Consider the following 19,031-nt stretch of genomic DNA (forward strand, 5'->3'; position numbering starts at 1 on the left):
CAATTGATTCACACCCCAGTTTGTGCGTTGGCGTCCCCCCCCGGTCGCCCCCGGGGGCCGCCACCGGGGGGCGGGTGCGCGCGGGGGGGGCCCCGCCCCGGGCGGGGCCACCGCGCACACGGATCGAACTAGGAGGCAGTTGGTGGACCTGAACCTCGACGTGCCCGGCTGGGCGTGGGGGGTGTTCGCCGCGATCGTCGTGGTGATGCTCCTCGTGGACCTGCTGGGCCACCGCGGCGCCCACGTCATCGGGTTCCGCGAGGCGGGCGTCTGGAGCGCCGTCTGGGTGGCGATCGCCCTGGTCTTCGGCGGCGTCATCTTCGCCGTCTACGGCGTGGAGGCCGGCACCGCCTACACCACGGCCTGGTTGCTCGAGAAGAGCCTGTCCGTGGACAACCTCTTCGTCTTCGCGCTGATCTTCGGGTACTTCAAGGTCCCGCGCGAGTACCAGCACCGCGTGCTCTTCTTCGGCGTCTTCGGCGCCCTGGTCTTCCGCGGCATCTTCCTCGCCCTCGGCGTGGCCGTGGTCGAGCGCTTCACCGCGGTCCTCTTCGTCTTCGGCGCGATCCTGCTGTGGTCGGCGTGGAAGATGCTCAAGGACGAGAACCAGGACATGGACCCCTCGCAGAACTTCGGGGTCCGCCTGCTCAAGCGCTTCGTGCCCATGAAGGACGAGCTGCACGGGCAGCGGTTCTTCGTCAAGGAGGCCGGCAAGCGCTACGGCACGCCCCTGCTGGCGGTCGTGGCCGCCATCGAGGCCGCCGACCTGCTCTTCGCCGTCGACAGCGTCCCGGCCGTCCTGGCCGTCACCAGCGACCCGTTCATCGTCTACTCGTCCAACGCGTTCGCGATCCTGGGCCTGCGCGCGCTGTACTTCCTGCTCTCGGGCCTGCTGGAGCGCTTCCACCTGCTGAGCAAGGCGCTGGCGTTCATCCTCGCCTTCATCGGCGTCAAGCTCTTCTTCCAGGCCGGCCACGAGGTCATCAGCCCCGCCATCCCGCACATCCCCACGTACGTGAGCCTGGGCGTGATCATCGTCTCGCTCACCCTGGCGATCGTGCTGAGCCTGCGCCGCCCGGCCCCCGAGGGCCACGGCGCGCAGGACGGCGCTCACACCGGCGCTCACACCGGTGAGGACGGCGGGCAGGAGCGCGTCGGCACGGGCGGCGTGGGCGGCGTGGGCGGCGTGGGCACGGGCGGCGAAGCGCCGGACGCGCTGCCCGCCTCGCGCGACGAGGCCGCCGGCGCGGCCCGCGGCACCGCCGACGGCGCGGGCGAGCACCGGCGCTGACGGGCGACCCCGCCTGCCGGGAGGGCTACAGGCCCACCCGGGAGGCGGGGTTCTCCTGCGGCACGGCCGCGCCCTGCGCGTACACCGCCAGCGAGGTGGGGGAGCGGTGCCCGCTCTGGCGCATGATGGAGCGCTCGGGCACCCCGTAGCGCACCGCCGAGGTGACGAAGCCCGCGCGCAGGCTGTGCCCGGCCACCGTGGTGGGGTCGATGCCCACGGCGGCGGCGCGGCGCTTGACGACGTCGGCGACGCTCTCGCCGGTCATGCGCCGGTCCTTCACCGAGCGCCCGCCCTTGGTGACCGAGCGGAACGCCGGCCCGGTGCTCAGCTGCGCCAGGGCCACCCACGCCTCCCAGGAGCGCACCGGGCAGGTGGCGCGGTGCGCGCCCCAGGGCAGGTCCACCTCGCGCGCGTCGGAACGGCCCGCGCCCTGGCCGTCCTCGCGCCCGCGCACCCTGACGCGCAGGCCGTCGGGGGTGTGCGTGACGTCCTCGACGTCCAGGGCCGCCAGCTCCGAGCGGCGCAGCGCCCCGGCGAAGCCCATCACCAGCAGCGCGCGGTCGCGCACGTCCAGCGCCGAGTCGTCGCGCAGGGGGGCGACGAGGTCGCCGAGGGTGCGGGTCAGGACCGCGTCGACGCGCCGCACCTGCTGCGTGGGCCCGTAGCGGCGCCGCAAGCGCGTCCACGCCGCGTGCACCTCGTCGGCGGCGGTGGGGCGCTTGATGCCCACCAGGCTGTGCGCGACGCTGATCGCCGCCAGGCGCCGGCGCAGCGTGGACAGCGTCAGCAGCTCGCCGTGGGCCTCCAGGTACGCCGCGACGGTCTCGCCGTCGCTGGGCAGCACCGGGCGGCCCAGGGGCTGGCACCAGGTCGCGAAGTGGGCCAGGTCCTTGCCGTAGGCGCGCCAGGTCGCCGGCGCCCGCCCGGCGCGGTGGGCGCCGGGCAGTCCCGCGAGCCAGGCCTCCAGGGAGACCGGGTCGGTGGCCGAGGGGGGCGGGGGCAGCTCCAGCTCGACGGGTTCCACCTCGAGCCCCTCGAGCGCCTCCTGACCGTCACCAGGGGTGATCACACGTCGACTGTAGACCTCCTCCTACTAGGGGAAAAGATGGTTCTCGCGACTAAAATCAGAAAATTGCAAACTTGCGAGGAGAACCACCAACCACTCAGAAAGCCGACATCGACGTGGCAGGAAGCGGGCGGGGGACGGCGTGGTGGAATGCCCGTCGTGTCCCGCTCCCTGCTCACCGCGGCCGTCGCCAGCTACGCGGCCAACTGCGCCCTGGGGGCCGCGGTCGCCGCCGGTCGCCTCGACACCTCCGGCGCCCGGTGGGTGCACCACGCGGTGTACGTGAGCACGGCGACGCTGACGGCGGCGGCGGGGGTGCAGCTGGCGCTGGGCCGGGACCGGGCGCTGTGGCGCCTGCTGCCGGTGGCCGCGCCGCTGGCGGCGATCCCGCGGGTGTCGGCGCGCACCCGCGGTCACGTGCTGCTGGCCCTGGCCGCGGCCCCGGCGTACGCGGCGGCCGTGAGCGCGCCGCGGGGCGGGTGAGGGCGGTGGAGCTGCTCGAGGCCATCGCGCGCCGCCGCACGACGAACGGCGCCTTCCTGCCGGACCCGGTCTCCGCGGAGCACCAGCGCCTGCTGGTGGAGGTGGCCGGGCGCGCCCCCTCGCAGCTGAACAGCCAGCCGTGGCGCTTCGTGCTGGTGGAGTCGCGCGCCACGATCGAGGCGGTGGCGCGCATCAGCGGGGAGAGCACCACCGCGGCGATGAGCAGCGGCACGTTCTTCGAGCGCTACAAGCGCTGGTTCCGCTTCAGCGCCGAGGAGATGGAGCGCACCCGCTCGGGGATGCTCTTCGACCGCATGCCCGCGCCGCTGCGCCCCTTCACCTCCCAGGTCTTCACCCGCCGCGGGCAGCGGGTGATCAACGCGCTGCGGGTGCCGCAGACGCTGGGGGAGGAGAACCGGCGCCTGGTGGCCGGTTCGCCGCTGCTGATGGCGGTGCTGCTGGACCGCCAGGAGTACCGGCCCGGGGAGCTGTCGGCGTTCTACTCGCTCTTCAGCATGGGCGCGGCGATGGAGAACGTGTGGCTGACCACCACGCAGCTGGGCATGGGCATCCAGTTCGTCTCCTTCCCCATGGAGGTGCCCGGCGCGTGGGAGCGCATCGCCGGGCTCTTCCACGTGCCCGAGGACCTGGAGCTGATGGCGGTGTACCGGCTGGGCTACGTGCCCCCGGAGCAGCGCCGGCCGGTCATCGACTGGTCCAGCAGCCAGCGCAAGCGCGTGTCGCAGTACGTCTTCCGCGAGGACTGCACGCGCCCGCAGACCGGCTGGGACGAGCCGGTGGGGCCCGCGGCCGGCTGAGCTCGGGCGGGGTCGGGCGGGGTCCGCGAGCGCCGGGGTCGCCCGCGTCAGAGGCGGGCGAGCAGGTCGCGGGCGCGCTGCACCACCAGGGCGGTGGTGCCGGGGTCGTGGGTGGGCAGGGAGGCGTCGAGGACGAGGTGGTCGCAGCCCGGGTAGGTGAAGACCTGCGCGTGCTGCGGGCCCACCCGCTCGGCCAGGTCGCGGGCGGCGGCCAGGTCACCGTCGCCGGCGAAGGACTCGTCGTCCTCGACGCCGTGGACCTGCACGGGCAGGCCCGCCGGCCAGGGGCCGAAGCCGTCCTCGCCCACGGGCAGGCACGCCTCGAGCAGCAGCGCGCCCAGGGCGCCGGGGCGGGTCTGCGCCAGGCGTTGGGCGTGCAGGACGCCCCAGGAGATCCCGGCGTGCACGAGCGGACCGGGCAGGGCGTCCACGAGCGCGTCGACCTCGCGCCGCAGGGTGGGCGCGTCGAGGGAGCGGGCGCGGGCGAGGCCGTCGGCCAGGGTGGCGAAGGTGCGCCCGCCGTACAGGTCGGGGGTGTGCACGGTGTGCTCGGTGCCCGCGAGCGCCGCGGCGAGGGCGCGCACGCCGGGGGTCAGGCCCTGGACGTGGTGGAAGAGGACGACGTCGACCACGGTGCTGCGCTCCTGAGGCGTCGGTGACGGGGGCGGGCGCGACCGTAGGGCACGGCTCCGACGCGCCCGCGAGCGCCGCGCGTGTCGCGCGTGTCGGTGCCGCGTGTCGGTGTCCCGTGCTGCGTGTCGGTGGCGCGGGTGGTTGCTGGCGCGAGGATGGTGCCGTGGCCGCCTCCCTCGGTGCCGTCGTCGTCAGCACCCGCGACCCGCGCGAGCTCGCCGGCTTCTACGCGCGGCTGCTGGGCTGGGTCGTGGTGGACAGCTCGCCGGAGTGGGTGCGGCTGCGCGACCCCGCGCGCGAGCGCCCGGGCCTGAGCTTCCAGCGCGAGGCGGGTGACGTCGCGCCGGACTGGCCGGCGCGCGGGGGCGGCGTGCCGGTGCAGGCGCACCTGGACGTGCTGGTCGACGACCTGGACGCCGAGCAGCGCCGGGCGGTGGCCCTGGGGGCGAGCGTGGAGGAGCACCAGCCGAACCCGGGCGTGCGGGTGCTGCGCGATCCCCACGGGCACCTGTTCTGCCTGTTCCTGCCCGGCGCGTGAGCCGGCGCGCCGGGCCGGGGCGGGTGACCGGGCTCGACGTCCTCGCCGGTGAGGTCGCACGGGAGGACGTCGTCGCGGGTGTCGCGCCGCTCGCGCTCGCTGCATCGGCTCACGGGTGCGGGTCCGTCGTGCCGGGGGCTCCTCGGGGGGCCTCTGGGGAGGTCGGCCGGGGCGCCAGGTGGGGGGCCAGGTGGGGGGCCAGGTGGGGGATGCCGTCGTAGGCGCGGGCGTCGTGGGCGGGCACGACCTGCACCCGGTCGGCCAGCGCGGTGATCCGTCCCAGGTCGCGGCGGACGCCGGCGGCGTCGCTGTCGGCCAGGGCGCGCACCAGCAGGGGCCGCTCGGCGCGGGCGCTGATGCCCTCCAGTTGCCAGGTGAGGTCGCCGACGAAGGCGTACCGCCGCTGCGCGGGGAGCTCCTCCGCGGGCAGGGTCACGAACACGACGACCGATCCGGGGGTGTGCCCGGCGGCGGGGACGATGACGACCGAGCCGTCCCCGTGGACGTCGTGACTGGTCTCGAAGCCCGCGTAGGGGGGTCCGGGGAAGGAGTACTGCCGGATCCGGTGCCCGGCGGCGACGTGGGCGAAGACCCGGTCGCCCCTGGCGCGCTGGGCGTGGGCCTGCTCACCGGGGGCGAGCCAGACGGGGACCGGCAGGGAGTCCAGGCCGCTGACGTGGTCCCAGTGCGAGTGGGTCAGCACCACGCCCAGCAGGTGGCGGTGGTCGTAGCCGGCGGCGTCCAGCTGCTCCCTGGCGCTCCGCCCGATCCGGTGGCGCGAGCGGCGGAAGGCGGGCAGGGAGGCGATGTGCTGCGCCGCGCGGGCGCCGAAGCCCGCGTCGATCAGGAGGTCGCCGGCGGGGTGGCGGACGAGCACGGCGGTGGAGGCGAAGTCGCGCCGCTCGGACCAGCGCCCTCCGCGGAAGGCCAGAGCGGCGCGGCTCGCGTAGCTGCCGGTGGGCAGCTGGAACAGGCCCATCCGCTGCGGCGGCGTGGCGGCCGGCAGGGGCTGCGCGAGCGGGGTGACGTGGATCCGAGGCATGTGGCCATGCTGCTCACTACTGAACTACCTGTCTAGTAGTGGTGGGGTGGGTGACGAGGTCGCTAGAGTGCGCTTCGTGGCCACTGACCCACCGGCTGGTGCCGACCCGCGGATCGTGCGCACCCACCGCGACGTCGTGGCCGCCACCGCCGAGCTCCTGGTCGCGGGGGGGTGGGAGGCGGTGACGCACGCGGAGGTGGCGCGACGCTCGGGGTACTCCAAGGCCACGGTGTACGCGCACTGGCCGACCCGCTTCGACCTCGTGCGCGCCTCGATCGAACGGATCTGCGACGAGGCCGAGCACCCCGAGGCGACGGGGGACCTGCACGCCGACCTGCGCGCCGCGCTGCTCGACTTCGCCCACGACCTGTCCGAGGGGCACCTGGACCGGCTGCTGGCCGGTGTCGTGGAGCACGCCGATCCCGCGGACCGGGGTGACGGGCGGGGTCGAGCCGTCGCAGACCTCCGCTCGAGGCTGTACGAGACCGGTACGTCCGCCCTGCGGGCGGTGCTGGCGGACCACCTCGGGCCCGAGGACGTCGATGCGGTCCTGGTCCTGCTCACCGGCGGGGTCCTGGTCCACGTCACCTACGCCGGGCGGCGGGCGACACCGGCCGTCGTCGACGACCTCGTCGAGCGTGTCGTCGGCCCCCGCCGCCCGGGGAAGGGGGCGGCGAGAGGGTGAGGACGTCGCGAGTTCGACTGCGCGCGGTCGACGGCGGGTCCGGCGGAGCAGCTGGGTCCGGCGGAGCGGGTGGAGCCGTCAGGTCCGCGGCAGCCGGGGCGGCCGCGCGCAGCCTGCCCTTCTGGGCGTGGTCCCTCGTCGCCGTGTCCTGCGCGGTGCTGTACACCGTCGCCGTACCCCTGACCAGTGCGGTGTACCAGCTGGACGTGGCGCTCGCCTTCGCCATCGCCACCGTCCAGTGCGGTTCCCTGGTCCTGACCCTCGTCCGGCCCCGCCCGGCCGCGGCGCTGCACCTGGGGTCGGTCGCCGCCCTGGTGCTGGTCACCCGCGACTCCGAGAGCACGGTGTGGCCCCTGCCGGTCACCACCACGGTGTCCCTGTGCGCGCTCGTCCTGGTGCTGGGTCTCCGGCAGCGGTGGATCGTCTCGGTGACGACGTGGTGGGTCAGCGTCCTGCTCCTGGTCGCGCTCATCGCCCTGTCCCCGCAGCGCAACGCGTTCCCCGACCAGTGGGGCACGAACCTCACGGTCTACGCCGGCTGCAGCGTGGCCGTGCTCATCGTCTCCATCGCGCTGGGTCAGCGCCACCGGATCCGCGCCGACCTCGCCCAGGCCCGGCGCGACGTCGAGCTCGAGCAGGCCCAGCGCCGGTACGTGGAGGAGCGGGCCCGCATCGCGCGCGAGATGCACGACGTCGTGGCCCACAGCATGTCGCTGGTGCACATGCAGGCCCTCTCCGCCCCCTACCGCCTGGCCGACGCCACCCAGCAGGAGGTCGACCGGGAGTTCACCACCATCGCCCGCTCGGCCCGCGACGCGCTGGGGGAGATGCGTCAGCTGCTGGGCGCCCTCACCTCCGGCGACGAGACCGAGCTCACCCCCCAGCCCCAGGTGCGGGACATCCCGGAACTGGCCGCCGCCACGTCACGGGCCGGAACTCCCGTCGACCTGCGGATCGGGGCGGGAGCGGAGGACCTGAGCCCGATCGTGCAGTTGACCGGCTACCGCATCGTGCAGGAGGCGTTGAGCAACGTGGTCCGCCACGCACCCGGCGCCCGCACCCGGGTCGAGGTCGTCACCGGGGGCGGCGCCGTGCGCGTCGGGGTGCGCAACGCCCCACCCCCGGCGCGACACCCCTCCCACGCTCCGGGGAGCCCGGACACCGGCGGGCACGGGCTGCGCGGCATGCGCGAGCGCGTGAACCTGCTGGGCGGCCGGCTCACCACCGGTGCCACCGACGACGGTGGCTACCGCGTCGAGGCGTCCTTCCACCTCGACACCGGCCCCTCGACGCCGACTCCCCACCAGTGACCAGGGACGGGTGATCCAGTGGCCATCCGCGTCATGGTCGTCGACGACCAGCCCATGTACCGCGCCGGACTGACCGCCATCCTCGGCGCCCAGGACGGCATCGACGTGGTCGGCGAGGCCGGCGACGGGGCGGAAGCGCTCCAGCGCCAGCGCGTGCTGGCTCCCCACGTCGTCCTCATGGACGTGCGGATGCCCACGATGGACGGCATCGAGGCGACCCGGCGGATCACCCGAGCCGGCGGTGCCTCCACCGCTGCCGTCAGCCCACGGGTGATCGTGCTGACCACCTTCGACATCGACGAGCACGTCTACGCCGCCCTCGAGGCCGGCGCGAGCGGCTTCCTGCTCAAGGACGCCGACGCCGACGAACTGGTCACCGCGGTGCGGGTCGTGGCCGGCGGGGACTCCCTGCTGGCCCCGCGGGTCACCCGCCGGCTCATCGAGAACTTCATCGCCAGCCGACCACCCCAGGTGGCGCCCACGACCGTCTTCGACGCCTTGACCGAGCGGGAGCGGGAGGTCTTCCTGCTCATCGCCACCGGCAGGTCCAACGCCGAGATCGCCAGGACGCTGCACGTGGCCGAACAGACGGCCAAGAGCCACGTCAGCCGCATCTTCACCAAGCTGCACCTGCGCGACCGCGTGCACGCGGTGGTGCTCGCCTACGAGACCGGGATCGTCTCACCCGGGTCGTCCACCTAGAGCACGCCTGGGTCGACGCTGCGCACCGGCGCACCGGGATCGCCGCCACCACCGGGGCCGCGGTCACCGGACGCGCGCTGCCGGCCACCCCGACCGCAGTGGTGGTCCGAGCCCGTACGGCGGTACCGGCCATCAGCACTTCGCGGGTGATGAGCCACCCGGAGGGCGCCTCCTACGTTGACGTCACCGCCGAAGGGGCGGGACGAGCGCGAACGAGGAGACGACATGAACACCACCGCCAAGCCCCACCGCACGTCCAGGAGGACCTCCGCGGTCATCGGCCTGGCCCTGGCCGGGGTGCTCGCCGCCGGCGCCGGCTCCTACGGCATCGCCCGCGCCAGCGCCGCCGACTTCCCCCTCGTCCACTCCGAGACGATGCCGCCAGACGCCACGGCCGGCGTCGCGATCGCCGCCCCGGCCACCGCGCTGACCTTCGCCCGCGCCGACCTCGGCGCCGGCCCCACCGTCCTGGTCGTCACCGACTACCGCGACGGCACCATCACCGGCGTCGACCTCAGCGCGGCGACGTCCCGAGCGTTCGAGGACCCCGTCACCGCCTTCGACGCGCTCGGCTACGCCGCCATCGAAGCCGTCGCCGCCGACACCTCCCTGCCGCGCACCACGGTCGCCGCGACCGACGTCCTCACCTCCCTGAACACGCACGAGCACCACGTGGGCACCGGCACCAACTACCGCGAGCACCAGGCCGAGGCCACCATCGACGAACCCTTCCTCTTCCCCAAGGTCGCCTCCATCACCGACTCCCACGGCGAACTGGCCACCGACGACCGCGAACTGCTCGACTACGAGGTGGAGCTCGGCATCGTGGCGCTGGAGGACATCACCGCAGCGACGGGAACCCCGGAGCACGTGGGGCTGGTGCTGTCCAACGACTGGACGGACCGCGAACTCCTCGTGAGCCAGATCGAGCCGGACGACCTCACCGGCGGCGCGGGTTTCACCAACGCCAAGAGCCAGCCGGGTTTCCTCACCACCGGTGACCTGTTCGTCATCCCCGCCGACTGGCAGAGCTACTACCGGGACCTGCAGCTGGACCTGTACGTCAACGGCGACCTGCGCCAGCGCGCCGACCCCTCCCAGCTCGTGTGGGACGCCCCCACCATGATCGCCAAGACCCTGGCGGCGGGGGAGCGGACCTGGGACAGCGACGGTGAGCCCACCACCCTGACCGCCGAGCCGGGCGTCATCACCCGCGGGACGATCCTGCAGACCGGCACCCCCGAGGGTGTGGTCTACCGGGCCCCCGACACCCGCCAGCGCTTCCTGGGCTTCATGGAGTGGGCCGGCACGCTGGGGACCAACGCCGACTCCATCGTCGACTCCGCGTTGCAGGTCTACGTCCGCGACGCCCACGCGGCCGGGGTCTACCTCCAGCCCGGCGACGAGGTCGTCACCCGGGCCGAGGGGCTGGGGCAGATCGTCACCACCATCGTCGCCGGCGAACGCGCCAGCACCGAGTGAGCAGCGCACCTCACGACACGAGGCAGACGACGCCGGCGGTCGAGCGCCTTCTCCTGCAGCAGCGCGAAGGAGGACTCCATCGCGGCGTCGTCGCCGGTGGCACCGACACGGCCCACCGAGTCGACCAGGCCGTACCGGACCGGAGCGTGCACGTACCTCCGCGATCGAGGCTGTGAACCGCGGTCGCTGCGCACCACGTGGTCGGCCACGTCCATGCCCATGGCGCGGCGCCCGGCGACGGTGGTGGACAGCGCCGCGAGCGCCAGGTGGGACTTCTCCCCCAGAGGGGGCACCCCCACCGGGAGTCGATGGAGCAGCCGACGATCCGGCAGGAGACGACGTCCTCGACGGGGCAGGGGGAGAGCTCGCCCTCGCTCGTGCGGTGTTCGCAGGGGGCACCTCCCGCGAAGTGGGGGAACGTCGGTCAGCCACAGCTGGTCGGGCCCGGTGGCGGTGATGTTCGGCTGGACCAGGTCGTCGTGCACGGGCGGCCCGGGACGCTCGCCGTTCTCGCTGCGCCGCTCGGGGAACACGCTCCACCGTCCGTCGTCTGCGCGGATGCGCCAGCCGGTCCGCGCCGCCACCACCTGCCCTGCCTCGCGCGCTTCCTCGTGCAGGTGGCGGTAGCCGAACTCCAGATCCTCCCGGTGAGCGTCGTGCAGGGCGCCTGCCCGGTGAGCCCCCTCCAGCCCAGCCGGCGTGACCGGCTGGGCCAGCCAGCGGTGGTGGACCTGGCGCAGGTCCGCGCTCCAGCTCGTGCCGGTGCTGCCAGGAGCCGTCGCCCCGTGCCGCTGTCTCGGGAGCGACCGTTCGTGAGGTGAGCGCCGTGCGGCCCCTGTGGCGTGCCACGCTGCCGTGGTGGATGCCGTGCGCGCACCTCACGGCTGGCTGCGGTGTTGCTGCGGCGACTTCGTGAGGCCGGCGGGGAACGCGCCACGGCACGGCCGCGTCGAAGCGTCGTGACCCCGCGCCTCGTCGCCCGGACCGGGCTCTCAGCCGTCCTGGTCGCCGTCCTGCTGCTGAGCGCGTGCGGGCAGCAGGCCGCCGCGCCCGGTGACCCACCCGCCGGCGACCCGCCCGCTGGTGACCTGCCCGTCACCGAGCCTGCCGACGTCGCCCGGTTCGACCTGGTGCCCGACGAGCACCCCGGGCCGTTCGAGGCCGTCGGCTTCGTCCTGCAGGACGAGGGCCACGGCCCGCAGCTGTGCGTCGGTGGCATCGCGACCTCGCTGCCCCCGCAGTGCGGGGGGCCGGACCTGATCGGCTTCGACTTCGCGTCGATGCCCGCCGGCTCCTACGAGTCGGTGGGCGCGAGCCGGTACGGCTCCTTCGTGATCACCGGCGTGCCGCAGGGTGAGGCGATCCGGCTCACCGCACCCGCCCGACCCGCCGGCCCCGACGACCTGGACGAGCAGCCGCGCTCACCGGAGCCGTCCTTCGCCAGCCCCTGCCCCGAACCGGCGGGAGGCTGGCGGCCGGTGGACCCGGCGCGGGCCACCGAGGAGGCGCAGCAGGCCGCGGGAGTGCGCGCCCGATCCGTCGCGGGGTACGCCACGATGTGGATCGACCAGTCGATGGTGACCCCGGAGGAGATCGCGGCCGAGCAGGTCAACGACCCGATGCGCTACGTCCTGAACGTCTCGACCACCGGGGACCTCGCCGAGATGGAGGCCGCGGTGCGCGAGGTGTGGGGCGGTGCGTTGTGCGTCAGCGCCGCCGCGCGCTCCGAGGCCGAGCTGACCGCTGCGCGCGACGCGCTCGACGCGGACGAGCGCTCCGGTGCGGGGCCGGCGCTGCTGGACCTGCAGGTGGACGTGCTGGCCGGGCAGGTCACCGCCACGACCCTGCTGGCCCGCGAGGCCGACCAGCGCCGCCTCGACGAGCGGTTCGGGACCGCTCTCGTGCGCCTGAGCAGCGTCCTGCGCCCAGTCGGTGCCTGAGGTGCGCGGGTCTTGGCACACGACCGGTCACCGACGCACGGACAGCACCTGGCCCGACCATCTCGAGAGCGACCGTTTGTGAGATCGTCAACCTTGCCCGCTGCGCCTGGCGAGCGAGGGGTGCTCGCACGCACCTGCACCGCCTCGCCCGGGGACTGGCGCCGGCCGTGCTCAGCGCGAGGACCAGCCGCCGTCGGAGGCGATGGTCTGACCGGTGACCCAGTCCGCTTCGTCGGAGAGCAGCCAGGCGGCCAGGCGGGCGGTGTCGGCCGGGGTGCTCCAGCGCCCGCCGGGGTTGGCCGCGATGACGGCGGCGCGGCCCTCCTCGTCGGCGTAGCCGGTGTCGTTGGGGCCGGGGTCGATGCAGTTGACCGTGATCGCGCGCGGTGCCAGGTGCACGGCCAGGGAGCGGGTCAGCTCGTGCAGGGCCGCCTTGGAGGCGATGTAGGGCAGCTCGGTAGGCATGGCGCCGTGGTACTGCCCGGAGGTGAACCACAGCACCCGCCCGCCGGGGCGGGTGTCCTCGTGCTGGGCGGCGAACGCCTGGGTCAACAGCAGGCTGGCGCGGGTGTTGACCGCGAAGCTGAGGTCCAGCTCGGCGGCGCTCAGGTGCTCGAGGTCCTGCGCACTGCTGCGGGCGTGGTTGGCGATGAGGGCATCGACGTGGCCGAAGGCCTCGCGGGCGGCGGCGAGCACGGCGACCGGGGCGCTCGGGTCGGCCAGGTCGGCGCTGAGGTGCTCGACACGGCCCCCGGCCTGTCGCAGCTCGTCGAGCAGGGCCTGGGGGTCGTCGGGGTCGGCGCCCCAGGGTTGCTCGGCGTCGTGCGGAACCCAGGTGTGCAGCAGCACGGAGGCGCCGTCGGCGACGGCGCGGCGGGCGAGGGCGGCGCCGATGGCGATGCGTCGGCTGGCGCCGGTGACGATGACGACGCGTCCGTGCAGGGGTGCGCTCACGCACGGACGATCTCTCGCCGCGACGCCGGGTGCACCCGCTTCGCGCCGCATGTCAGGCGCTGGGCCATCGACATGGTGTCCATCCGCTGCCTGGCTGGGTCATCTCAGAACCGACGGCGGTCTCAACCGGTCAACGCACCACCCTCTTTCAATCATGGTGTGGTGAGCGTGGAGGTGGGGCCGGTGCAGACGTTCGGGTTGTCTCCGGATCAGCAAGAGCAGGTGTGGGCGCGCTGGCGCGCGGGTCAGTCGCTGCGCTCGATCGCCCGCTCGCTGGGCATCAACCGCCCCGCCAGCGTGCGCTGCTTGATGGCCGCGACCGGCGGGGTGCGCCGCCCGGCGCGGCGCCGGGCGGCGCACCAGTTGAGCGCCGCGGAGCGGGAGGAGATCAGCCGTGGTCTCGCCGCGAAGGAGAGCACCCGGTCGATCGCCCGGCGCCTGGGCCGGTCGGCCTCGACGGTCAGCCGGGAGGTCGCCCGCAACGGCGGGCGCGCCGGCTACCGCGCCGGGGCCGCCGAAGCCCGCGCCTGGCAGCGCGGCCGGCGCCCGAAGACGTGCAAGCTGGCAGGGACCTCGGCAGCAGCCGTTCGACTGCGCGCCCGGGTCGAGCACGACCTGGCCCAAGGCTGGTCCCCGCAGCAGATCGCCGCCCGCCTGCGGGCGGACTTCGGTGACGATCACGACGGTGAGGCCATGCGCGTCAGCCACGAGGCGATCTACCTGAGCCTGTTCGTGCAGGCCAGGGGCGCCTTGCGCAAGGAGCTGAGCGCTGCGCTGCGCACTGGGCGGGCCATGCGCTTTCCCCGCGCCAAGCGGCTGCGGCAGGGCCGTGGCCAGTTGGTCGACACCGTGCCCATCAGCGAACGCCCCGCTGAGGTCGAGGACCGCGCGGTCCCTGGGCACTGGGAAGGCGACCTGGTCTTCGGGGTCCGTCCCAGCGCCATCGCCACCCTGGTTGAGCGCCACTCGCGCTTCGTGATGCTGCTGGCCCTGCCCGCCGGCTGCACCGCTGAGCAGGTCCGCCCCGCCCTGGCCAAGAGCATCGGTCGCCTTCCCGAACAGCTGCGGCGCAGCTTGACCTGGGACCACGGCAAGGAGATGGCCCAGCACGCCCGCTTTCCCCCACGCTGCGCGCGGGAGGTGCCCCCAGCATCGACACCGGTGTCCAGGTCTACTTCGCCGACCCACACTCACCCTGGCAGCGCGGCTCCAACGAGACTCCCCCACTTCGTGGGAGGTGCCCCCTCCAACGGCCTGCTGCGCCAGTACCTGCCCAAGAACGCGGACCTGCGCACTTTCAGCCAGGCGGACCTCGATGAGATCGCCGCCCGCTTGAACGGAAGACCTCGACAGACCCTGGGATGGCAGACACCCTCAGAAGTCCTCGACGTGGTGGTGCGTTGACCGGTTGAGACCGCCGCGCAAGCTGAATTCTTCACTCACCTGAGCAATTGACCCAATTCGCGGAAGATTTCCTCAGCGCGCGAGCCTTGGGCGACGGCAAGTACGACCCCGCATCAGCTCATCGGGATCAGCTCATCGAGGTTTGTGGACCGCAGCCGGCTCAGTGCGTGGTGCGGGTGCGCTACAGACGGCTGGTGCGGCCGGTGCGGTGCAGGCGCTCGTCGATGGCCGCGCGCAGCCACTGCGCCTCGCTCAGGCCCTCCTCCTGAGCGGCACGGCGCACCGCCTCGCGGGTGTCCGCGCTCACCCGCGCCCCGATGCGCGGGGAGTGCCCGGCCAGCTGCTCACCCACGCGCGGGCGCCCGCGGCGATCGGCGAAGGCGGCCAGCACCTGCTCCGGTGGTCCCTGGCGGGCGTAGCGGTCGGACTCGGCCTCGTAGGCCGCTTCCTGCTCTCGGCTCAGCTGCGCATCGCCCTCATCGACCAAATCCAACTGCCCGTCCGCAGCGGGGGTGCTCAAGCGCTGGGTGCTCATGCCCGGTGCTCCTCTCGACGTCCTGTCGCTCGATGTCTCCTGGTCCATGCCTTTGGTTCACGTGCCGCGGCGCAGTGCGGTGGGGAAGACGTGGATGACCAGCAGCTGATCCGGTGGCAGCGCCACCGCGGCCACCTCCAGCTCGCGGCCTCGCTCGTCCGGTCCGATCCACCACCAGCGCGCGTCCTGCTCGCCGACGCCGGGAGCGACCTCGACGTGGCGCACGGTGCGCATCACGTGCCGGGCACTGGTGCGCCCGACGCGGTGCTTGCGCGCGGCCCGCGCCCAGATCACCCGCCGCTGCTCGTAGCGCTCCTCACCGCTCACCCCCTACTGCTCACCCTCGACCGCTCACTGCTGCTTGCTCATGCCGGAGCGCTCCTCACGTCGTCCATCTTCTGTCATCCACTTTCTGTCGTCCAGTGGGTGCCGGTCTAGGGCTGACTACACCTCAGCTCACCGGCTGGCTCACCGGCTGGCTGACGAGCTGGCGTACGCCTGCGCCTGCAGCACGGCGGCGGCCTGGGAGCGGTGAACGGCGCGCGCGGAAGAGAAGGTCCAGCTGGCACCGCCGCGGGCGGTGGGCACGCCGTCGGCGGTCAAGCCGTCGGCGATGACCTGCCAGCTTCGCCCCGCTTCGCGCTCGTCGACGACGCGGCGCACCACGTCCGCCGGGAGAACCGGGGGCCGGCCCAGGCGCACCCCGGCGGCCTTCTTCGCGGCCAGGGCGTCGCGGGTGCGCTGGCCGATCAGCTCGCGCTCGAGCTCGGCGATGCCGGCGGTGACGCTGGCCATGAACTTCCCGTTGGGGGTGGAGGTGTCCACGCCCAGGTCCAGGCAGATCACGGACCACCCGCGCCGGGTGGCTTCCTTGACCAGGCCGGAGAAGTCGTGCACGGAGCGCGAGAGGCGGTCCAGCTTGGAGACCATCAGCACGTCGGCGTCCCGGGCGTTCAACCGCGCCAGCGCTTGGGTGAGCGCCGGGCGTTTGAGGTCCTCGGCGGAGCGCCCGGCGTCGACGACGAACTCCAGCTCCCAGCCGCGCCGCTCAGCCTCGGCGCTCAGGGCGGCGCGCTGGGCCTCCAAGCCGGCGCCGGAGCTGGCCTGCTCCTCAGTCGAGACGCGCAGGTACGCCAGCCCCGGGGGCCCGGCCGGCGCGGCAGGCGGGGGACGCGACCGAAGGGCTGGCCGGGGAGCTGGCCAGGGCTCGCGCAGCTGTCGAGCGGGGCTCACAGGGCCCACCCTGTCATGATCATCGGCACTAAGAAGCCGTTGCATTAGTTCGCCGCAGGTAACCGTCGAGCACAGATCAGCGTGACCGCCAGCCGCGCCAGCGCGGTGATCGTGACCGCGCTGCGGTCGTAGCGCAGCGCCAGGCGCTTGTGGGCCAGCAGCCAGCCGATGGTGCGCTCGACGACCCAGCGGTGCCGACCCAGGCGCTGGCTGGAGTCGACGCCGATGCGGGCGATGCGCGCAGAGGGGGCACCTCCCGCTTGCGGGGGAATCCCGCGCCGGCGCAGGTAGGCGCGGACCCGGCGGTTGTCGTAACCCTGGGGGCACCTCCCGCGCGAAGCGTGGGGGAGCGGCGTGCAGCTTGAAAGGGCGCCGGCGAGGCCTGCCGCGCCCGGTGCCCTTGACGGCGCGCTGGCCGTCCAGCAGCGGGGCCAGGAACAGCGAGTCGTGCCGGTTGGCGCCGCAGAGGACGACGTTGATCGGTAGCCCGTCGGCGGTGACCAGCAGGTGGTACTTGGTGCCCAACTTGCCTCTGTCGGTGGGGTTGCGACCTATCAGCTCGCCCCCTTTTTCGCCCGGACGCTGACAGAGTCCGCGCTGGCTCGGGACCAGTCCAGCAGCCCCTGCTGCCCGAGGCGGTCCAGCACCGCGCCGTGCAGCTCGTCCCACACACCGGCCTGCTGCCACTCGCGCAGCCGGCGCCAGCACGTCCAGCCCGAGCCGTGCCCCAGCTCGGGAGGCAACTTCGCCCAGCCGATGCCCGTGGTCAGCACGAAGACGATGCCTTCGAGCACCGCGCGGTCATCGCGCCGCGGTCGGCCGGTGCGCCCGTGCACCGCCGGCGGCGGTGGCGGGATCAGCGGGACCAGCAGATGCCAGAGCTCATCGCTGATCAGCTCACGCGGTGGCGTACCGGTCGTGGTGGCCATGTCGTCCAGGCTGCGCCTGCCTCAGCGCGACACGCCAGAGTCCTGGACCAACTTCTGCAACGGCTCCTAAGCCCCAGGTGATCGCCTGCTTGAAGCCGCCGTCGACGGTGACGACCACCTCGCCGTCGGGAACCCCAGGGGCGCTCGTCCCAGCCTCACCGGTGGCGCTGCTGACCGCGGAGACGGCCATAACCTTCACCACCGGTGCGGAGGCGGACTGCTCCTGCGCCCACTGCGGCAGCTCCAGCGTGGCCTGCCACGCCTGCTCACCGGTGGCGGTGTCCACGCCGAGCACCTCGACGACGCGGTGCTCCGGGGTGGTCCCGGACGCCGGCTGCGTGATGACGAAGGCGGCCACGGCCAGGGAAGTGGTGCCCGTGCGCACCAGCGCCGGCGCGCTCAGCGGGCTGGGGCTGCCGGAGACGGGCAGCACGGGGGCGGTGGGGGAGTACAGATTACTGGCCTCGCCGTTGACGAGGTCGATCACCTGCAGGCCCTGCTCGGTGCTCAGGTAGCCGGTGAGGTCCTGCACGCTCAGGGCCAGGTCGGCGACGAGTTGCCCGCCGAGGGAGATCTTCCCCGCGGCCGCCTGCTCGGGCAGGGCGATGCCGGTGGGGTCGAAGCGCACCGGGGGGTCGAAGGAGGCCCGCTGCACGCTGGGTTCACCAATGGGTTCGCCGGTGGGGGAGGGGGCGCCGGAAGACTCGTCGCCGCTGGACGACGAGCAGCCGGCTGCAGCCAGGGTGAGAGCTGCTGTTGCGGCCAACGCCATCGACCACCGCATCGAGCCACGCACCGGCCGGCGCGGTGTCCTGACGTGCACGTGGTGCATCCTGCTGCCTCTCCGACGTCCCTCGGCGGCACCGCACCGGCGCCGGGCGGGCCGCGCCTGCCGTGTGGAGCGGTGCCTCGATCAGACCTCAGTGTGGCAGTGCGTGGCGACGTGGTGACTCACGCGTCAGCGGGCGCGCCCTGATCGACCGCCATCACACGCAGACGTCGATGTAGAGGATGCGGTGGTCGGCAGGCATCTGCTCGCGCAGCTGCGTGATGGCCTCCGCGCTGGAGGGCGCGTCGATGACCACGTACTGCGACTCTTCGCCATCGACGGAGCGGTGGGCGAGGCGCCAGTTCACGGTGAGGGACTCCTGTGCTGCGAGCGGTGCGGGCTTCGTCGTGTGCGCCATGCCACACGCCCACCTGCAAGGCGGTTGACTGGGAGGGTAGACGCCACCGACGCCTCCCTTTGACCTCTGGTAGCGGCTGGCTTGACGACGCCCCCGTCGTCGGCTGGTGGTGGGCCGCCCCGCAGGTGGTCCGGGCGATGGCTGAGCTGCACGTGCGTGCCGTTGACCTCGATGCCCGCTGCGGACCACGATCGGCGTGCTGGACGCATGTGCTCTTTCGAGGGCGTGGCCTCAGTGCGAGGCGTGCACGACGGCGTGACCCTTGCCTCGACGGATGAGCGCGTAGTTCACCGGAACGGTGAGCACGAAGGCGACGGCGAGGGAGAACGCCAGAGCCCCCCAGAACAGAGCGTTGCCGAGCCCGGCGTCCATCGCGCCGGGCACGATCAGCATGACCGCGTTGTCGATGGTCTCCATGGTGATCAGCGAGACGGTGTCCGCTGCGAGAGCGATCCGCACGGCGCGCCGCAACTGCAGCCCTGAGCGCAGCAGCGGCCAGGTGGTGAAGGCGTAACCGAAGAAGAAGGCCAGCGCGACGGCCAGGGCGATGCTGGGCAGGTCGCTCCAACCCCACCAGGTCGCCAGGACCATGCCGAGGACCTCACCGACGGCGCACCCGGAAAGGCAGTGCAAAGTCGCCGACACCGCCAGGCGCCGCAACCGGCGCCGGGTGATGGCAGGTGCCGGCCCTGCGGAGCGGTGCTCGCCGGCTGCTGCGCTGGTGATCACCGGGTGCTGGGCCGTCGGGTGCTGGGCCGTCGAGTGCTCGTGCGCCGGGTTCACCGCGCACGTCCAGGGG

The 19,031-nt window shown here is 73.5% G+C and carries 19 protein-coding genes and 2 pseudogenes; 10 read left to right on the top strand and 11 right to left on the bottom strand.

All coding sequences use genetic code 11. The features are described from left to right. The first annotated feature begins 205 nt into the window (after window positions 1-205). The gene (locus tag ACRYMN_RS16485) at window positions 206-1,291 is read left to right on the top strand and encodes a TerC family protein (RefSeq protein WP_432497451.1); all 1,086 of its coding nucleotides are present in this window, start codon (window positions 206-208) and stop codon (window positions 1,289-1,291) included. A 25-nt stretch (window positions 1,292-1,316) separates the two neighbouring features. Here the strand turns inward: ACRYMN_RS16485 and ACRYMN_RS16490 are convergent, their stop codons facing one another. Next, window positions 1,317-2,360 (bottom strand): site-specific integrase, encoded by a 1,044-nt coding sequence (locus ACRYMN_RS16490; RefSeq protein WP_432497367.1) that lies wholly within the window; start codon window positions 2,358-2,360, stop codon window positions 1,317-1,319. Window positions 2,361-2,516: 156 nt separating this feature from the next. Between ACRYMN_RS16490 and ACRYMN_RS16495 the strand changes: the two genes are divergently transcribed. Together ACRYMN_RS16495 and ACRYMN_RS16500 are read left to right on the top strand one after the other, a co-directional pair. Beyond that, window positions 2,517-2,840 carry a hypothetical protein gene (locus ACRYMN_RS16495; protein ID WP_432497369.1) on the top strand — a complete coding sequence of 108 codons (324 nt, stop codon included), beginning with the start codon at window positions 2,517-2,519 and terminating at the stop codon, window positions 2,838-2,840. Between the two features lie 5 nt (window positions 2,841-2,845). Next, complete coding sequence (locus ACRYMN_RS16500) at window positions 2,846-3,658, top strand: nitroreductase family protein (protein WP_432497372.1); 813 nt, start codon at window positions 2,846-2,848, stop codon at window positions 3,656-3,658. 47 nt (window positions 3,659-3,705) lie between these two features. Here ACRYMN_RS16500 and ACRYMN_RS16505 read toward each other — a convergent pair whose 3' ends face one another. After that, the gene (locus ACRYMN_RS16505; RefSeq protein WP_432497375.1) at window positions 3,706-4,290 is read right to left on the bottom strand and encodes a dienelactone hydrolase family protein; all 585 of its coding nucleotides are present in this window, start codon (window positions 4,288-4,290) and stop codon (window positions 3,706-3,708) included. Window positions 4,291-4,454: 164 nt separating this feature from the next. On the opposite strand from ACRYMN_RS16505, the gene ACRYMN_RS16510 reads away from it, so the two are divergent. After that, a complete protein-coding gene (locus ACRYMN_RS16510) occupies window positions 4,455-4,829 on the top strand; it encodes a VOC family protein (RefSeq protein ID WP_432497378.1) in 375 nt (124 codons plus the stop codon). 109 nt (window positions 4,830-4,938) lie between these two features. On the opposite strand, the gene ACRYMN_RS16515 is transcribed toward ACRYMN_RS16510, so the two are convergent. Then, window positions 4,939-5,871 (bottom strand): MBL fold metallo-hydrolase, encoded by a 933-nt coding sequence (locus tag ACRYMN_RS16515; protein WP_432497381.1) that lies wholly within the window; start codon window positions 5,869-5,871, stop codon window positions 4,939-4,941. A gap of 76 nt (window positions 5,872-5,947) precedes the next feature. On the opposite strand from ACRYMN_RS16515, the gene ACRYMN_RS16520 reads away from it, so the two are divergent. From ACRYMN_RS16520 to ACRYMN_RS16540, 5 genes are all read left to right on the top strand, one after another. Further along, on the top strand, window positions 5,948-6,556 hold the full coding sequence (locus ACRYMN_RS16520) for a TetR/AcrR family transcriptional regulator (RefSeq protein ID WP_432497383.1): 609 nt from the start codon (window positions 5,948-5,950) through the stop codon (window positions 6,554-6,556). A gap of 143 nt (window positions 6,557-6,699) precedes the next feature. Further along, window positions 6,700-7,866, top strand: a complete 1,167-nt coding sequence (locus ACRYMN_RS16525) for a sensor histidine kinase (RefSeq protein WP_432497385.1) — start codon at window positions 6,700-6,702, stop codon at window positions 7,864-7,866. Window positions 7,867-7,884: 18 nt separating this feature from the next. Beyond that, window positions 7,885-8,568, top strand: a complete 684-nt coding sequence (locus ACRYMN_RS16530; RefSeq protein WP_432497387.1) for a response regulator — start codon at window positions 7,885-7,887, stop codon at window positions 8,566-8,568. Window positions 8,569-8,793: 225 nt separating this feature from the next. Further along, window positions 8,794-10,050 carry a fumarylacetoacetate hydrolase family protein gene (locus ACRYMN_RS16535; protein ID WP_432497390.1) on the top strand — a complete coding sequence of 419 codons (1,257 nt, stop codon included), beginning with the start codon at window positions 8,794-8,796 and terminating at the stop codon, window positions 10,048-10,050. 959 nt (window positions 10,051-11,009) lie between these two features. After that, entirely contained in the window at window positions 11,010-11,990 is a 981-nt protein-coding gene (locus ACRYMN_RS16540; RefSeq protein WP_432497393.1) for a hypothetical protein, read from the top strand. A gap of 171 nt (window positions 11,991-12,161) precedes the next feature. On the opposite strand, the gene ACRYMN_RS16545 is transcribed toward ACRYMN_RS16540, so the two are convergent. Further along, window positions 12,162-12,995, bottom strand: coding sequence for an SDR family oxidoreductase (locus ACRYMN_RS16545; protein WP_432497396.1), 834 nt, complete (start codon window positions 12,993-12,995; stop codon window positions 12,162-12,164). A gap of 132 nt (window positions 12,996-13,127) precedes the next feature. On the opposite strand from ACRYMN_RS16545, the pseudogene ACRYMN_RS16550 reads away from it, so the two are divergent. Continuing rightward, a pseudogene (locus ACRYMN_RS16550) lies at window positions 13,128-14,348 on the top strand (IS30 family transposase). Window positions 14,349-14,529: 181 nt separating this feature from the next. On the opposite strand, the gene ACRYMN_RS16555 reads toward ACRYMN_RS16550, so the two are convergent. From ACRYMN_RS16555 to ACRYMN_RS16585, 7 genes and pseudogenes are all read right to left on the bottom strand, one after another. Next, a complete protein-coding gene (locus ACRYMN_RS16555; RefSeq protein ID WP_432497398.1) occupies window positions 14,530-14,883 on the bottom strand; it encodes a hypothetical protein in 354 nt (117 codons plus the stop codon). A 57-nt stretch (window positions 14,884-14,940) separates the two neighbouring features. Next, window positions 14,941-15,210: a hypothetical protein gene (locus ACRYMN_RS16560; protein ID WP_432497401.1), complete on the bottom strand. Its 270-nt coding sequence runs from the start codon at window positions 15,208-15,210 to the stop codon at window positions 14,941-14,943. A gap of 141 nt (window positions 15,211-15,351) precedes the next feature. After that, on the bottom strand, window positions 15,352-16,125 hold the full coding sequence (locus ACRYMN_RS16565) for a recombinase family protein (protein ID WP_432497403.1): 774 nt from the start codon (window positions 16,123-16,125) through the stop codon (window positions 15,352-15,354). A gap of 35 nt (window positions 16,126-16,160) precedes the next feature. After that, window positions 16,161-17,045 (bottom strand): annotated as a pseudogene (locus ACRYMN_RS16570) (IS5 family transposase). Continuing rightward, the gene (locus ACRYMN_RS16575) at window positions 17,014-17,700 is read right to left on the bottom strand and encodes a hypothetical protein (protein ID WP_432497405.1); all 687 of its coding nucleotides are present in this window, start codon (window positions 17,698-17,700) and stop codon (window positions 17,014-17,016) included. Before ACRYMN_RS16575 ends, ACRYMN_RS16570 begins: the two are co-directional and overlap by 32 nt. 331 nt (window positions 17,701-18,031) lie before the next feature. Next, on the bottom strand, window positions 18,032-18,232 hold the full coding sequence (locus ACRYMN_RS16580) for a hypothetical protein (RefSeq protein WP_432497408.1): 201 nt from the start codon (window positions 18,230-18,232) through the stop codon (window positions 18,032-18,034). A 231-nt stretch (window positions 18,233-18,463) separates the two neighbouring features. Next, window positions 18,464-19,015: a DUF4396 domain-containing protein gene (locus ACRYMN_RS16585; RefSeq protein WP_432497410.1), complete on the bottom strand. Its 552-nt coding sequence runs from the start codon at window positions 19,013-19,015 to the stop codon at window positions 18,464-18,466. Between the last annotated feature and the right edge of the window lie 16 nt (window positions 19,016-19,031).

This window comes from Kineococcus gypseus (genome assembly GCF_050871305.1).
Taxonomy (GTDB): Bacteria; Actinomycetota; Actinomycetes; order Actinomycetales; family Kineococcaceae; genus Kineococcus; species Kineococcus gypseus.

Excerpts from the sequence above, each read along its gene's own strand:
- ACRYMN_RS16485 (WP_432497451.1), top strand. The coding sequence starts at position 206 with ATGCTCCTCGTGGACCTGCTGGGCCACCGCGGCGCCCACGTCATCGGG.
- ACRYMN_RS16515 (WP_432497381.1), bottom strand. The coding sequence starts at position 5,871 with ATGCCTCGGATCCACGTCACCCCGCTCGCGCAGCCCCTGCCGGCCGCC.
- ACRYMN_RS16535 (WP_432497390.1), top strand. The coding sequence starts at position 8,794 with ATGAACACCACCGCCAAGCCCCACCGCACGTCCAGGAGGACCTCCGCG.
- ACRYMN_RS16545 (WP_432497396.1), bottom strand. The coding sequence starts at position 12,995 with ATGCGGCGCGAAGCGGGTGCACCCGGCGTCGCGGCGAGAGATCGTCCG.
- ACRYMN_RS16555 (WP_432497398.1), bottom strand. The coding sequence starts at position 14,883 with ATGAGCACCCAGCGCTTGAGCACCCCCGCTGCGGACGGGCAGTTGGAT.
- ACRYMN_RS16580 (WP_432497408.1), bottom strand. The coding sequence starts at position 18,232 with ATGGCGCACACGACGAAGCCCGCACCGCTCGCAGCACAGGAGTCCCTC.